This is a genomic window from Agromyces aurantiacus (genome assembly GCF_016907355.1).
GTDB lineage: Bacteria > Actinomycetota > Actinomycetes > Actinomycetales > Microbacteriaceae > Agromyces > Agromyces aurantiacus.
Window position 1 is genome coordinate 370845 of the sequence record NZ_JAFBBW010000001.1, and the last position, 14470, is coordinate 385314.

Genomic DNA, 14470 nt, shown 5'->3' on the forward strand with positions numbered 1-14470 from the left:
CGGCGCGGAGCCTCCGGGCCGGTGCCGGGACTTGATAGGATCAAGGGTCGCCAGAACGACGGTTTGGAGCCCGATTCACCCATGACAGCGGAACCGACGAAGGCCCAGGGCGCGCCGGAATACGGCGCCGACGCGATCCAGGTTCTCGAGGGCCTCGAAGCGGTTCGCAAGCGGCCGGGCATGTACATCGGCTCGACCGGGCCCCGGGGTCTCCACCACCTCGTGTACGAGATCGTCGACAACTCCGTCGACGAGGCGCTCGCGGGCTACGCGACCGACATCGACGTGACGATCCTCGAAGACGGCGGCATCCGCGTCGTCGACAACGGCCGAGGCATCCCCGTCGACGTCCACAAGACCGAGGGTCGGTCGACGGTCGAGGTCGTGCTGACCGTGCTGCACGCCGGCGGCAAGTTCGGCGGCGGCGGGTACGCCGTCTCGGGCGGCCTGCACGGCGTCGGCTCGTCCGTGGTGAACGCGCTCTCCACGAGGCTCGATGTCGAGGTGCGGCGTCAGGGCCACGTCTGGCGCCAGTCCTACACCGTGGGCGTGCCCGACGCGCCCCTCTCGCAGGACGAGGCGAGCGACGCGACCGGCACCACGATCACGTTCTGGCCGAACGCCGACATCTTCGAGACGGTCGAGTTCGACTACGAGACACTCCGCGCCCGGTTCCAGCAGTACGCCTTCCTCAACAAGGGGCTGCGCATCACGCTGACCGACCTGCGTGTCGGCCACGTCGAGATCGACCCCGAGGACACGCCCACGACCGGCGCCATCGCGATCCCCACGCAGCGCACCGACACGTTCCTCTACGAGCGCGGGCTCGTCGACTACGTCGAGTACCTCAACCGTGCCAAGAGGGCCGACGTCGTCAACGACGAGATCATCTCGTTCGAGACGGAGGACACCGAGCGCAAGATCGCGCTCGAGGTCGCCATGCAGTGGACCACGGCGTACACCGAGTCCGTGCACACCTACGCCAACACGATCAACACGCACGAGGGCGGCACGCACGAGGAGGGCTTCCGTGCGGCGCTCACGACGCTCGTGAACCGCTACGCGCGCGAGAAGGGCATCCTCAAGGAAAAGGACGACAACCTCTCCGGCGACGACGTCCGCGAGGGTCTCACCGCAGTGATCTCGGTCAAGCTGTCGGAGCCGCAGTTCGAGGGCCAGACCAAGACCAAGCTCGGCAACACCGAGGCGAAGTCGTTCGTGCAGCGCGTGGTGGGCGACCAACTCGGCGACTGGTTCGACCGCAACCCGACCCAGGCGCGCGACATCATCCGCAAGGCCATCCAAGCGGCGACCGCGCGCATCGCGGCGCGCAAGGCGCGCGAGGCGACGCGGCGCAAGGGCTTCCTCGAGACCAGCGGCATGCCGGGCAAGCTGAGCGACTGCACGAGCAAGGACCCGACCGTCTCCGAGATCTTCCTCGTCGAGGGCGACTCGGCCGGCGGCTCGGCCAAGACCGGTCGCAACCCCGAGACCCAGGCGATCCTGCCGCTGCGAGGCAAGATCCTCAACGTCGAGAAGGCACGGCTCGACCGCGCGCTCGGCAACGCCGAGATCCAGGCGATGATCACGGCCTTCGGCACCGGCATCGGCGAGGACTTCAACCCCGAGAAGGCCCGGTACCACAAGATCGTGCTGATGGCCGATGCCGACGTCGACGGCCAGCACATCACCACCCTGCTGCTGACGCTCCTGTTCCGCTACATGCGGCCGCTCATCGAGATGGGCTACGTCTACCTCGCCCAGCCGCCGCTGTACCGCATCAAGTGGTCCAACGCCGACCACGACTACGTCTACTCCGACCGCGAACGCGACGCGGTGATCACCGACGGCCAGGCGGCGGGTCGGCGACTCCCCAAGGAGAACGGCGTGCAGCGGTACAAGGGTCTCGGTGAGATGAACCACCAGGAGCTGTGGGACACCACCATGAACCCCGAGACCCGCACGCTGCTGCAGGTCACCATGGAGGACGCCGCAGCAGCCGACGAGATCTTCTCCACCCTGATGGGCGACGACGTCGAGAGCCGGCGCGCGTTCATCCAGAAGAACGCGAAGGACGTGCGCTTCCTTGACATCTGACGTGATCAACCCGGGCGCCGGCGGCGACGGCGAGGGCTACGGCATCCACGGCCGCATCGACCAGGTCGACCTGCATCTCGAGATGCAGCGCTCGTACCTCGACTACGCGATGAGCGTGATCATCGGGCGCGCGCTGCCCGATGTCCGCGACGGCCTGAAGCCCGTGCACCGCCGTGTCATCTACACGATGTACGACGGCGGGTATCGCCCCGACCGCGCGTTCTCGAAGTGCACGCGCGTCATCGGCGACGTCATGGGCCAGTTCCACCCGCACGGCGACAGCGCGGTGTACGACTCGCTCGTGCGCCTCGTGCAGCCCTGGTCGCTGCGCTACCCGCTCGCGCTCGGCCAGGGCAACTTCGGTTCGCCGGGCAACGACGGGGCCGCCGCTCACCGGTACACCGAGACCAAGATGTCGCCGCTCGCCATGGAGATGGTGCGCGACATCGAGGAAGACACCGTCGACTTCCAGGACAACTACGACGGCCGCACCCAGGAGCCCACGGTCCTGCCGAGCCGGTTCCCGAACCTCCTCGTCAACGGCTCGGTCGGCATCGCGGTCGGCATGGCCACCAACATCCCGCCGCACAACCTGCGCGAGGTCGCGGATGGCGCACTCTGGGCGCTCGAGCACCCCGAGGCATCCCGCGAGGAGCTCCAGGAGGCGCTGATCCAGCGCATCAAGGGGCCCGACTTCCCGACCGCCGCGCAGATCCTCGGCGTGAAGGGCATCCACGACGCCTACCGCACGGGCCGCGGCTCCATCACGATGCGTGCGGTCGTGAACGTCGAGGAGATCCAGGGCCGTACGTGCCTCGTCGTCACCGAGCTGCCCTACCAGGTCAACCCCGACAACCTGGCGATCAAGATCGCGGACCTCGTCAAGGAGGGCAAGCTCGCGGGCATCGCCGACATCCGCGACGAGACCTCGGGCCGCACCGGCCAGCGCCTCGTGATCGTGCTCAAGCGCGACGCGGTGGCCAAGGTCGTGCTGAACAACCTGTACAAGCACACGCAGCTGCAGGACAACTTCGGCGCCAACATGCTCGCGATCGTCGACGGGGTGCCCCGCACGCTCTCGATCGACGGCTTCATCGCCCACTGGATCGACCACCAGATCGAGGTCATCGTCCGGCGAACCGAGTTCCGCCTCCGCAAGGCGGAGGAGCGGATGCACATCCTGCGCGGCTACCTCAAGGCGCTCGACGCGCTCGACGAGGTCATCGCGCTCATCCGCCGCTCGGCCACCGCCGAGGACGCGCGCGACGGACTCATCGAGCTGCTCGACATCGACGAGCTGCAGGCCCGCGCCATCCTCGAACTCCAGCTGCGCCGCCTCGCGGCCCTCGAGCGGCAGAAGATCATGGACGAGGCGGCCGAGCTCGAGCGCCAGATCGCGGACTACCGCGAGATCCTCGCCTCGCCCCTGCGCCAGCGCACCATCATCTCCGACGAGCTCCGCGAGATCGTCGACAAGTTCGGGGACGAGCGCCGCACACACATCGCCCCCGGATTCGACGGCGACATGTCGGTCGAGGACCTCATCCCCGAGGAGGAGATGGTCGTCACCGTCACGCGCGGCGGCTACGTCAAGCGCACGCGCAGCGACAGCTACCGCTCGCAGCACCGCGGCGGGAAGGGCGTGCGCGGCGCGCAGCTGCGCGCCGACGATGTCGTCGACCACTTCTTCGTGACCACCACGCACCACTGGCTGCTGTTCTTCACGAACCTCGGCCGGGTGTACCGCGCCAAGGCGTACGAGATCCAGGAGGCCGGTCGCGACGCCAAGGGCCAGCACGTGGCGAACCTGCTCGAGCTGCAGCCCGACGAGGAGATCGCCGAGATCCTCGACATCCGCGACTACGAGGTCGCGAAGTACCTCGTGCTCGCCACGCGCGACGGCCTCGTGAAGAAGACCGAGCTCACCGCGTACGACACGAGCCGCACGCGCGGGGTCATCGCGATCAACCTCCGCGAGGGCGACGAGCTCGTCTCGGCGATGCTCGCCGACGAGGACGACGAGATCCTGCTCGTGTCCAAGAAGGGCATGTCGCTTCGCTTCGAGGCGACCGACGAGGCGCTGCGCCCCATGGGCCGGTCGACCTCGGGCGTCAAGGGCATGAGCTTCCGCTCCGGCGACGAACTGCTCGCCGCATCGGTCGTGCCCGCATCCGACGAGGCGGCGCTCGAGCACGAGGCGAACGGCGGCAGCCCGAGCGACACGTACGTGTTCGTCGTGACCGAGGGCGGCTACGCCAAGCGCACCCGGATCGAGGACTACCGCAAGCAGCAGCGCGGCGGCCTCGGCATCAAGGTGGCCAAGCTGAACGACGAGCGCGGCACCCTCGCGGGTGCGCTCATCGCGGGCGGCGCCGACGAGGTCCTCGTGGTTCTTGCCAGCGGCAAGGTGGTACGCTCTGACGTCGCCGAGGTCCCGGCCAAGGGCAGGGACACGATGGGCGTCGTCTTCGCGAAGTTCGACGCGGACGACCGCATCATCGCGATCGCGAAGAATTCCGAGCGGAATCTCACGGAGGAAGCCGCCGAACCCGACGCGGCCGAGCCCGCAGGAGAGGAGTGACCGTCATGAGCAGTGTCGCCGAGAAGCTCGCCGGCAAGTCCAACCGGAAGCCCCCCGCCAAGCAGGTGCGCCTGCGCCTGGTGTACATCGACTTCTGGTCGGCCGTGAAGCTGTCGTTCCTCGTCGCGGTGTGCCTGGCCGTCGTGAACATCGTGGCCTCGTTCCTCGTGTTCACGATCGTGCAGTCGACGGGCCTGTTCGAGAACCTCAACAGCCTGGTGCAGGATGTCGCGGGCGCCGGAACCGACCTGCGCTCGATCCTCTCGATCGGCAACGTGATGGGCTTCGCGATCGTCGTGTCGCTGCTGAACCTCGTCGTCACGACCGCGCTCGGCGCGGTCGTCGCGGTGCTGTACAACCTGAGCGTCAAGATCACGGGCGGCATCCTGGTGGGCTTCACCAACAGCTGACCCGCGCCGATTCGGCTCGATTTCACGATCCCCGCGGGGTCGGGTAGTCTGTCCTTCGGCCGAATTCCGGGGATATAGCTCAGGCGGTTAGAGCGCTTCGCTGATAACGAAGAGGTCCGAGGTTCAAGTCCTCGTATCCCCACTCCGATAACTCCACACCACGGGTGCCCCCGGCATCCGGCACGGGGCCTTAGCTCAGTTGGTAGAGCGCCTGCTTTGCAAGCAGGATGTCAGGAGTTCGAATCTCCTAGGCTCCACAGTTCACTTCGACGTTCCAGCTCGGCTCCCGGCTGATCCGACCTCCGCGGCGCCACCCGGACCGCTTCCCGAAAAATCTGCATCCAGGTGCATCCGATCCCACCCTGCTGTCGGAAGTACAGGTATCGGGTGATTCCGCACCCGTCGACAGAAGGGAAGTCCAATGAAGCGCATTCTCGCCACCGGGTTCATCGTCGGTCTCGCGACGGTCGGCCTCGCCGCCGTTCCGGCTCAGGCAGCCCCCAACGAAGCCGCGTGCTTCGGCGGCGTCCACAAGCTCATCAACACCGAGGGCTACGCGGGTTTCACCAACGTCGGGCAGGTCGTCCAGGCGCTCGGCGGCCAGGGCAAGAACGACACCGCCCGCGGCATCTGCGGCGACTGAGGCCCTTCGAGACTTCTCAGCACCGTCGTCGGCGGCTCGGGACCTGGTCTCCGAGCCGCCGACTCGCGTTCCCGCCTCGCGGCATGAGGTTGATACGGTCGTCCTCATGCCCTCCGTGCCGCTGTCGCCCGAACTCGACGCCGCGATCCGCCTCGGCTACGAGCAGCGGGACCGCGCCGACATGGCGCCCACCATCGCGTACTTCGCGGACCTGCTCGCCGCGCACCCCGACCATCCGGTGCTCACCTACGAACTGGCGGGCGCCTACGACACCGCCGGCGAGGAGTCGCAGGCGCGCCCGCTGTACGAACGCGCGCTCGAGCTCGGTCTCGAGGGCGACGTGCTGCGCCGCTGCCTCTGCCAGTACGCCAGTACGCTCCGCTGGCTCGGTGAGCTCGACGCGTCGCGCGCCGTGCTCGATCGAGCCCGCGCGGAGTTCCCCGGCTCCGATGCGGTCAGGGTGTTCTCCGGGCTGACGTACCTCGACGCCGGCGAGTCCGACGCCGCGTTCGCCGAACTGCTCACCGTGGTGACCGACCACGCCGAGGCGACCGACCTCGGCCGGTGGGCCGAGGGCCTCAAGGGCCTCGCCGGATGGCTGGCCGATGGCCGACCCGAGGGCTGAGCCGCTCGCCCGGCTCGCTGCTCGGCTGCGCGCGGCGGGCAGCGTGTTCGCCGAGGAGGAGGCCGCGATCCTCGCGGGCGCGGCTGCGGACGACGAGGAGCTCGAGTCGCTCGTCCTCCGCCGCATCGCAGGGGAGCCGATCGAGCCGCTGGTGGGATGGGTGCGGTTCGGGGCGCTCCGGCTCTCCATCGGGCCCGGCGTCTTCGTGCCGCGTCAGCGCAGCGTGCGGCTGGCCCGCCTCGCGGTGCGTCGGGTGCGAGCGCACGACGCTGCCGTCGCCGGGCGCCCTCCCGTCATGCTCGAGGCCTACTGCGGTGTGGCACCGCTCGCGGCGACGGTCGCGGCATCCGTCGCCGCCGTCATGGTGCACGCGGCCGACGCCGACCCCGCGGCCCTGGCATACGCTCGCCGGAACCTGCCCGCCACGGCAGGTGTGCACCTCTCGGACGGTCTCGATGGGCTTCCGGCCGAGCTCGCCGGACGCATCCACGTGATCGCGGCGGTGCCCCCGTACGTGCCCGAGTCCGAGCTCGCGCTCATGCCGCGCGAGGCGCGGGAGTTCGAGCCGTCGGCTGCGCTCGTCGGCGGCGGCCGCGACGGCCTCGACCAGGTCCGCCGCCTGGTCGCCGACGCTCCCGTGTGGATGACGGACGGTGGCAGCGTGCTCGTGGAACTGCACGCCGCGCAGCTCGCGCCGGCCGCCGCCGAGGCGCGCTCCGCAGGCTGGCGATGCCGGATCCACCGCCCGTCCGACGCCCGGACCGGGGTGCTCGAGCTCATCGCCGGGTAATACAGTGGCGGAATGGACATCCGCATCGCCGCGTACGGGGTCATCATCCGCGACGGCGCGATCCTGCTGTCCCACTGGAACGAGCACGGTCGGTCCGCGTGGACCCTGCCGGGCGGCGGCATCGAGCTGCCCGAGCATCCCGCCGAGGCCGCGCTCCGCGAGATCCGCGAGGAGACCGGCTACGACGCCGAGCTCGAGCAGTTGCTCGGCATCGACACGATGGTCGTGCCGGCGGCGAAGCGGCACCACGGCACGGCGCCGCTGTACGCGATGCGCGTGGTCTACCGTGCGCGAGTGGTCGGCGGCGAACTGCGCAACGAGGTCGGCGGCTCCAGCGACGAGGCGCGCTGGTTCCCACTCGACGACGTGGGTTCGCTCACGCGCGTGAGCCTGCTCGACATCGCATTGCGCCTGAACGAGCAGCAGCCGGCCGACGGCGTGCCTCCGCGCGGGTGATCCCGCAGGTGCCCTGAACGCGGGAACGGCCCCGTCCGATTCGTGGACGGGGCCGTTCCGATCGGCTCCTGCGCGGTTCGCATGGCGATCAGAGCGCCCTGGTGAGCAGCGTGAGCGTGGTGCGGTTCTCGTCGCGCAGGCGCTCGGCGCGGCGCTGGAGCTGGGCGCGGGCACCCAGGTCCTGACGCGAGCGTCGTGCGGCTTCGGCGCGGCTCCATGCGAGCAGGGCGAGGCCGGCGCGGCGCGCGAGGCGCTCCTGCAGGCGGCCAGCCCCGGCACGCATGGCGTCGGCCCGTTGCGAGCTCGTACCGGTTGCGGTGAGTGTGGTATTCACGGTGGTTCCTTCGTGGGATGGGTGGTGCGGACGGATGGCGCGAGCGGATGCGCGCGCCGGGAGGTGACGTGCGTGCTCCCAGCGGCGAGGCGCTGCGGCATCCGTCGCCACGAAGGCGACGAGCGGTGCATCGACGATGGGAGACCGGCGGCCCGGCGTCGTGATCGACGCGTCGGGGGACGGATGCCGGTGGACGGGCCCGGCTCGCGGGGCGAGCGGGGCGTCGTCAGGCGGAGACGGGACCTGTGGTCAGCGCGGTGCGCGCGACGTCAGCAGGCGCCGAGCGGCGCGACGAGGGAGACGCCCGTCGTGCGGATCGGAGTGTGGGTATACGCGATCATCGTCATCGGGACTCGCCCCCTCTCTCATCGTCAGCTGTCGCCCGTGATGGACGACCGAGAACCGAACATATCGGCATTCGCGGCTCGCGCGCAAGCATCGATTCGGATTCATCGAGAAGATCAGTGCGCGCCCTGAGCCCGGCGGGGGTCGACGACGACGGCCCCCGGTCCGAATGCTCGGAACCGGGGGCCGTCGAGGACTGAGGGGGTCAGATCACCGGGGACGGCGCTGCGCCCGCGGATCCGGACGCGCCGGACGAGGGCGTCGACGGCTCCTCGTCGGCCACCCAGAGCTCATCCTCGGCGCGGAACATCTGCCACACGGCATACGCCACTCCGGCGGCGGCGATCACGCCGGCGCCGATCGCGAGGTAGGTGCCCACGCCGGGGCCCTTCTTCTCCACGACGACCTTGCTCGCCCCCACGCGCTCGAGCGCCCGACGCACCCGGGCGTCGTTGGCGATGTCGCCGATCGAGAGCAGCGAGCCGAGCGCCCCGCCGATCCCGCGCTCGACCGACTCGCCGGCACCCCTGGCCATGTCGCGCGCGCGGTCGACGCCGGGACGAACGTAGCTCTCGTACCCGGTCCGCACGCGCGGGACGACCTCTTCGCGCGTGAGCAGGTTGAGCTGACGGCTCGCCTCACGCGCCACCCTGCTCGCGTGGTCGAGTACGTCCTGCTGGTCCCCCCACAGTTCCTCTGCACTGCTGCGCAGTCGCTTGAGTTCCTTGCGGCGCTTGCGTGACAGGCTCATCTCGACCTCCATCGTTGTGCAGCGAACCCCTCCATCCTGCCACCGAACCCGCTGGAAGTGGGGTGGGAGTGCCGGGGGTTGCATACCCGGCGACGAATCCCCTCATGAGAGAATCGTCGCTATGCCGAATCCCACCGCAGTCGCGACGATCACCACCAATCACGGCGACATCAAGGTCGACCTGTACGGCCACCACGCGCCGAAGACGGTCAAGAATTTCATCGGCCTCGCGACCGGCGAGATCGAGTGGACGCACCCCGGAACGGGCCAGACCACCACCGAGCCGCTCTACAACGGGGTCGTCTTCCACCGCATCATCCCCGGCTTCATGATCCAGGGCGGCGACCCGCTCGGCCAGGGCATCGGCGGACCGGGCTACCGCTTCGACGACGAGATCAACCCCGAGCTCGACTTCACCGAGCCCTACGTGCTCGCGATGGCGAACGCCGGCACCCAGGGCGGCCGCGGCACGAACGGCTCGCAGTTCTTCATCACCGTCGGCCCGACCACCTGGCTGCAGGGCAAGCACACGATCTTCGGCAAGGTGACGGATGCCGCGAGCCAGGCGGTCGTCGACAAGCTCGCCTCCGTGCCCACCGACGGCCGCGACCGGCCGCTCGACGACGTCGTGATCGAGAAGATCACCGTCGAGCAGCTCTGAGCCGCCCGCGGTGAGCGATCCGGCGCCAGAGCGCTCGAACTTCTGCTACCGGCACCCCGACCGGCAGAGCTTCGTGCTGTGCCAGCGCTGTGGTCGCACGATCTGCGGTGAATGCCAGACCCCGGCGCCCGTCGGCGTGATCTGCCCCGAGTGCATGCGCGAGCAGCGCGCGTCGGCGCCGCGCACCAAGCCCGCGGTGCTGACGCGCGTGCGGTCGGCCGGCCGACGCGGTGCGCCGGTGGTGACCTATTCCCTCATCGGCATCACGGTGGCGGTGTATCTGCTGCAGCTGGTGCCGGGGCTCGCACTGACGGATCGCTTCTGGTACGCCGGCGTCTACTCTCTGCCTGGCAATTTCGAGCCGTGGCGGATGCTGACGTCGGTGTTCCTCCATTCGACGACGCTGATCTTCCACGTGCTGCTGAACATGTACACGTTGTGGATCTTCGGCCAGCTGCTCGAGCGCTTCCTCGGTCCGACGCGCTTCCTCGCGCTGTACCTCATCTCCGGGCTCGCCGGATCCGTCGGCGTGCTCTGGCTGGGAGATCCGCGTATCGCCGTCTTGGGCGCGTCCGGGGCGATCTTCGGGCTGATGGGCGCGTTCCTCGTGATCCAGCGCCGCCTCGGAGGAGATGCGACCCAGCTGCTCGTCCTGCTGGGCATCAACCTCGTCATCGGGTTCATTCCGGGTTTCAACATCGCATGGCAGGCCCATCTCGGCGGCCTGATCGGCGGCGCGCTGGTGGGGCTCATCTTCGTCGAGACGCGCAAGCGCGACCAGCGCGGGCTTCAGGTCGGGCTCCTCGTCGGGCTGACCGTCGTCCTGCTCGTCCTGAGCCTGCGGTACTTCTTCTTCCCGATCGCCTGAAACCCCCTCAACCGGGTTCCGGCCGGGGTTATCCACAACGCTGTCCACAGTTGGGGAGAGTTACACGGGTGTGATTCCGCACGATGTCCGGAATTCCGCGCATCAGGCCCGTCCATAGGGTGGGGACGGTGTGGAGAAACCTGTGGATGATGTGGATAACCCTGTGCAGAGATGCGAGAAGCGGGGCGGATGCCGCAGCATCCGCCCCGCTTCGTCGCTCGCCGGTCAGCGCCAGCGTGTGGTCATCAGGAACCCCACGAAGGCGATGCCGAAGCCGATCAGGATGTTCCACGAACCGAGCGCCGCCACCGGCAGGGCGCCCTGGCTCACGTAGAACACGATGATCCAGAGCAGCCCGAGCAGCATGAAGCCGAACATGACGGGCTTGAACCAGACGGGGTTCGGGGCGTCCTCGCCGCTCGGCTGCTCCGCGCGCGCGGGCTTCGAAGAGTTGGTGCGTGCCATGCGGGAGATTGTAGTCCACCGCGCGGGGCGACTCCGACCGCAGCCTCGGGGGGAGCGACGGGGCCCCCCGGCTCGGCGAACTAGAATCTCCGGTATGCCCGGACGGGAGCCCGCTGAGCCGGCCGAACGCGACGCGGTCGCGTCTCGGGGCGTCCAGGCGCCCGCGCGGCGGCGGGTCGGGCCGGTGGCCGTGCTCGGCGAGGTGCTGCTCTCGGCCGGCGCCCTCATCCTGCTGTTCCTCGGCTGGAAGCTGTGGTGGAACGACGCGCTCGTGGCATCCCAGCAGTCCGATGCGGCATCCGACCTCTCCACGGAATGGATCGAGCAGGATCGCACGCCGGGCACCCACGACGGCGAGCCGACGCCGCCCGCGGAATCGCCCGACCCGGGCCCGCCCGTGGTCGACGGCACCGACTACGGGAACGGCGACGCGTTCGCGGTCATGTACGTGCCGCGCTTCGGCGAGGACTCGCAGCGCACCATCGCCGAGGGCATCGGACTCGACGTGCTGAGCAGCTTCGATCTCGGCGTCGGGCACTATCCCGGCACCCAGATGCCCGGCGAGGTCGGCAACTTCGCCATCGCGGCGCACCGCAGCGCGTACGGGGGCGGCATGCACGAGATCGAGCAGCTCCAGCTCGGCGATGCGATCTACATCCAGACCCGCGACGGCTGGTACACGTACCGGTTCCGCGACCTCGAGTACGTCACGCCCGAGAGCGTCGAGGTGCTCGCGCCGGTGCCGCACCATCCCGACCTCGAGCCGACCGACCGGATCGTGACGCTCACCAGCTGCAACCCGCTGTACTCGACCGCCGAGCGGATCATCGCCTACGGCGTGCTCGAGTCGTGGCAGCCTGCCGCCGCCGGTCCGCCGGCCGACATCGCCGCGCAAGTCGCGGCCTGGGGGGAATAGATGTACGGTGCCTTGTGGCGCATCCTCCCCGGGCCGGTGTGGCTGCGCATCATCCTCCTGCTGGCGATCCTCGCCGGCGTGATCTTCGTCCTGTTCACCTGGGTCTTCCCCTGGGTCGACGGCATCCTCAACCCAATCGACGTCACGGTGGAGCAATGACCCGGATCCTCGTCATCGACAACTACGACAGCTTCGTCTACACGCTGAACGGCTACCTGCAGGAGCTCGGCGCCGAGACCGACGTCGTCCGCAACGACGACATCCCCGTCGAGGAGGTCGCCGAGCGCATCGCCGAGTACGACGGCGTGCTCATCTCGCCCGGTCCGGGCAAGCCGGCCGACGCCGGCGTGTCCATCCCCGTCGTCGAGGCGGCGCTCCGTTCCGGCCAGCCGCTGCTCGGCGTGTGCCTGGGCCACCAGGCGGTCGCCGAGGCCTTCGGCGCGACCGTCACCAACGCCGAGGAGCTCATGCACGGCAAGACCTCGCGCATCGAGCACGACGACAGCGCCTTCTACGAGGGCGTGCCGCAGCCGTTCACCGCCACGCGCTACCACTCGCTCGCGGTCGTCGACGGGACGGTGCCGGACGAGCTCGTGGTCACCAGCCGCACGCAGGGCGGCGTAATCATGGGCCTTCGGCACGAATCCGCGCCGATCTACGGCGTGCAGTTCCACCCGGAGTCGGTGCTCACAGAGGGCGGCTACCGCATGCTCGGCAACTGGCTCGCCGTCGCCGGGCTGCCCGAGGCGCGCGTGCGCGCGCAGTCCCTGAACCCGCTGGTGCGCGCGAGCTGATCCGCTCGCGGTCGTCCCGGACGCCCCCGACAGGGAGACGCTGTGGAACCGCGCGTCAGCCCGCGCAGTACGTGAGCTGGACCTCGGACTTCTGCGGCACGTCGCCAGGCGGCAGCGACTGCCGGATCACGGGCGACCCCGGCTGCGACTTGCAGCTGCCGTCGGGCACCGGGACCGCAGTGAGCTGCAGCTGGGACGTGCCGAGGTAGTCGGAGGCCGCCTGCAGGGACTGGCCGGTCAGGTCGGGCAGCGTCACGAGCCCGCTCGAGATCCGGAAGTTCACCGTTCCGCCGGCCTCGATCGAGGCTCCGCCCTCGGGATCGGTGGCCAGCACCACGCCCTCGGCCACGGTGGGCGAGTTCTCCCGGGTCTCGGTGCCGGCCGTCAGGCCCGCGGCCTGCACGTCGGCTTTCGCGTCGTCGATCGACTTGTTCACCACGTTCGGCACGGTGACCGCTTCACGCCCGCTCGAGACGTAGACCTTCACCGGCGTGCCGGTGTCGACGATCTCGCCGGCGGCCGGCTCGGTGCGGATCACCTCGCCCGCCGCGACCGTGTCGCTGGACTCGTCGAGCCTGGTCGCGGGCAGCGTCAGGGCCTGCAACTGGTCGGCCGCCTCCTCCCACGTGGCCCCGGCCAGCGTCGGGACCTCCCGCGCGTTGGAGGGCAGGTCGTCGGACGGCTGGAGGTTGAACGCCCAGTACATCACCGCGACGACGATCACGACCACGGCGATGATGCCCGACCAGATCCAGATCGCCGGTGGGCGGCGCTGCGTCCGGGACATGGTGTCGTCCTCGGTCAACTGGCGCAGGGCCAGCTCGGACGTGGAGAGCGCCCCCGTGGGCGTGCCGAAGAAGAGCGAGGTCTCATCGGTCTTGCGCGGCTGGGGCACTCGACCGGATGCCGCGGCCTCGACGTCGGCACGGAACTCCGCCGCGGTCTGGTACCGCACGGTCCGGTCCTTCGCGAGCGCGTGGAGCACCACCGCGTCGAGGGCCGGTGAGACCTTGGGGTTGATGACGCTCGGCTTGACGGGACGCTCGCTCACGTGCTGGTACGCGACCGCGACCGGCGAGTCGCCGCGGAACGGCGGGCGCCCCGTGAGCATCTCGAAGAGCACGACGCCCGTGCTGTAGAGGTCGGTCCGCGCGTCGACCGTCTCGCCCTTGGCCTGCTCGGGGGAGAAGTACGAGGCGGTGCCCAGGATCGCGGTGGTCTGGGCGACCGTGGTCGCCGAGTCGGAGACGGCTCGCGCGATGCCGAAGTCCATGACCTTCACCTGGCCGCCGGTGGTGATCATGATGTTGCCCGGCTTGATGTCGCGGTGCACGACGCCGGCGCGATGCGAGTACTCGAGCGCGGTCAGCACGCCGTCGATGACGCGGGACGCCGCGATCGGATCGAGCGGACCGTCGTGGATGATGTCCTTCAGGAGCCGGCCCTCGACGAACTCCATCACGATGAACGGGAGCTGCACCTCGTGGCCGGATGCGTCCTGCACCGTCTCCTCGCCCGCGTCGAAGACGCGCACGATCGTCGGGTGCGCCATCCGCGCCGCCGACTGCGCCTCCTGGCGGAATCGCATGCGGAACGCCGGGTCGGTGGCGAGCTGCGGCTTCAGCAGCTTGATGGCGACCTGCCGGCCGAGGCGCAGGTCGGTGCCGACGTGGACGTCGGACATGCCTCCGCGGCCGATGAGGGCGCCCACGCGGTATCGTCCCGCGAGCATGC

16 protein-coding genes and 2 tRNA genes are annotated in these 14470 nt (G+C 69.5%); 14 read left to right on the forward strand and 4 right to left on the reverse strand.

Annotated elements, in window-relative coordinates; genetic code table 11:
* Positions 1 to 81 precede the first annotated feature (81 nt).
* From gyrB to JOD46_RS01805, 9 genes are all read left to right on the forward strand, one after another.
* On the forward strand, positions 82 to 2097 hold the full coding sequence (gyrB, locus tag JOD46_RS01765; RefSeq protein ID WP_204391198.1) for a DNA topoisomerase (ATP-hydrolyzing) subunit B: 2016 nt from the start codon (positions 82 to 84) through the stop codon (positions 2095 to 2097).
* Positions 2087 to 4678 carry a DNA gyrase subunit A gene (gene gyrA, locus JOD46_RS01770; protein ID WP_204391199.1) on the forward strand — a complete coding sequence of 864 codons (2592 nt, stop codon included), beginning with the start codon at positions 2087 to 2089 and terminating at the stop codon, positions 4676 to 4678. Before gyrB ends, gyrA begins: the two co-directional genes overlap by 11 nt.
* A gap of 5 nt (positions 4679 to 4683) precedes the next feature.
* A complete protein-coding gene (locus JOD46_RS01775) occupies positions 4684 to 5088 on the forward strand; it encodes a DUF3566 domain-containing protein (protein ID WP_204391201.1) in 405 nt (134 codons plus the stop codon).
* A 68-nt stretch (positions 5089 to 5156) separates the two neighbouring features.
* Positions 5157 to 5230, forward strand: a tRNA-Ile gene (locus tag JOD46_RS01780).
* A 42-nt stretch (positions 5231 to 5272) separates the two neighbouring features.
* Positions 5273 to 5345, forward strand: a tRNA-Ala gene (locus JOD46_RS01785).
* 164 nt (positions 5346 to 5509) lie between these two features.
* Complete coding sequence (locus tag JOD46_RS01790; protein ID WP_204391203.1) at positions 5510 to 5731, forward strand: hypothetical protein; 222 nt, start codon at positions 5510 to 5512, stop codon at positions 5729 to 5731.
* Positions 5732 to 5837: 106 nt separating this feature from the next.
* A complete protein-coding gene (locus JOD46_RS01795) occupies positions 5838 to 6356 on the forward strand; it encodes a tetratricopeptide repeat protein (protein WP_204391205.1) in 519 nt (172 codons plus the stop codon).
* Positions 6337 to 7146 (forward strand): class I SAM-dependent methyltransferase, encoded by an 810-nt coding sequence (locus tag JOD46_RS01800; RefSeq protein ID WP_204391207.1) that lies wholly within the window; start codon positions 6337 to 6339, stop codon positions 7144 to 7146. Before JOD46_RS01795 ends, JOD46_RS01800 begins: the two co-directional genes overlap by 20 nt.
* Positions 7147 to 7158: 12 nt before the next feature.
* Entirely contained in the window at positions 7159 to 7602 is a 444-nt protein-coding gene (locus JOD46_RS01805; RefSeq protein ID WP_204391209.1) for an NUDIX hydrolase, read from the forward strand.
* A gap of 88 nt (positions 7603 to 7690) precedes the next feature.
* Here JOD46_RS01805 and JOD46_RS01810 read toward each other — a convergent pair whose 3' ends face one another.
* Positions 7691 to 7936, reverse strand: coding sequence for a hypothetical protein (locus JOD46_RS01810; protein ID WP_204391211.1), 246 nt, complete (start codon positions 7934 to 7936; stop codon positions 7691 to 7693).
* Between the two features lie 550 nt (positions 7937 to 8486).
* Positions 8487 to 9032: a hypothetical protein gene (locus tag JOD46_RS01815; RefSeq protein WP_204391213.1), complete on the reverse strand. Its 546-nt coding sequence runs from the start codon at positions 9030 to 9032 to the stop codon at positions 8487 to 8489.
* A gap of 121 nt (positions 9033 to 9153) precedes the next feature.
* Between JOD46_RS01815 and JOD46_RS01820 the strand changes: the two genes are divergently transcribed.
* Both JOD46_RS01820 and JOD46_RS01825 read left to right on the forward strand, forming a co-directional pair.
* Entirely contained in the window at positions 9154 to 9693 is a 540-nt protein-coding gene (locus JOD46_RS01820) for a peptidylprolyl isomerase (RefSeq protein WP_204391215.1), read from the forward strand.
* 10 nt (positions 9694 to 9703) lie between these two features.
* Entirely contained in the window at positions 9704 to 10561 is an 858-nt protein-coding gene (locus JOD46_RS01825; protein ID WP_204391217.1) for a rhomboid family intramembrane serine protease, read from the forward strand.
* Positions 10562 to 10786: 225 nt separating this feature from the next.
* On the opposite strand, the gene JOD46_RS01830 is transcribed toward JOD46_RS01825, so the two are convergent.
* On the reverse strand, positions 10787 to 11026 hold the full coding sequence (locus JOD46_RS01830; protein ID WP_204391219.1) for a cell division protein CrgA: 240 nt from the start codon (positions 11024 to 11026) through the stop codon (positions 10787 to 10789).
* A 94-nt stretch (positions 11027 to 11120) separates the two neighbouring features.
* Between JOD46_RS01830 and JOD46_RS01835 the strand changes: the two genes are divergently transcribed.
* Genes JOD46_RS01835 through JOD46_RS01845 form a run of 3 tightly spaced genes read left to right on the forward strand, consistent with a single transcriptional unit; the run spans position 11121 to position 12736 of the window.
* The gene (locus tag JOD46_RS01835; RefSeq protein ID WP_204391221.1) at positions 11121 to 11942 is read left to right on the forward strand and encodes a class E sortase; all 822 of its coding nucleotides are present in this window, start codon (positions 11121 to 11123) and stop codon (positions 11940 to 11942) included.
* Entirely contained in the window at positions 11943 to 12101 is a 159-nt protein-coding gene (locus JOD46_RS01840; protein ID WP_204391222.1) for a hypothetical protein, read from the forward strand.
* A complete protein-coding gene (locus tag JOD46_RS01845; protein WP_204391223.1) occupies positions 12098 to 12736 on the forward strand; it encodes an anthranilate synthase component II in 639 nt (212 codons plus the stop codon). Before JOD46_RS01840 ends, JOD46_RS01845 begins: the two co-directional genes overlap by 4 nt.
* A gap of 55 nt (positions 12737 to 12791) precedes the next feature.
* On the opposite strand, the gene pknB is transcribed toward JOD46_RS01845, so the two are convergent.
* Positions 12792 to 14468, reverse strand: a complete 1677-nt coding sequence (pknB, locus tag JOD46_RS01850; protein ID WP_204391224.1) for a Stk1 family PASTA domain-containing Ser/Thr kinase — start codon at positions 14466 to 14468, stop codon at positions 12792 to 12794.
* Between the last annotated feature and the right edge of the window lie 2 nt (positions 14469 to 14470).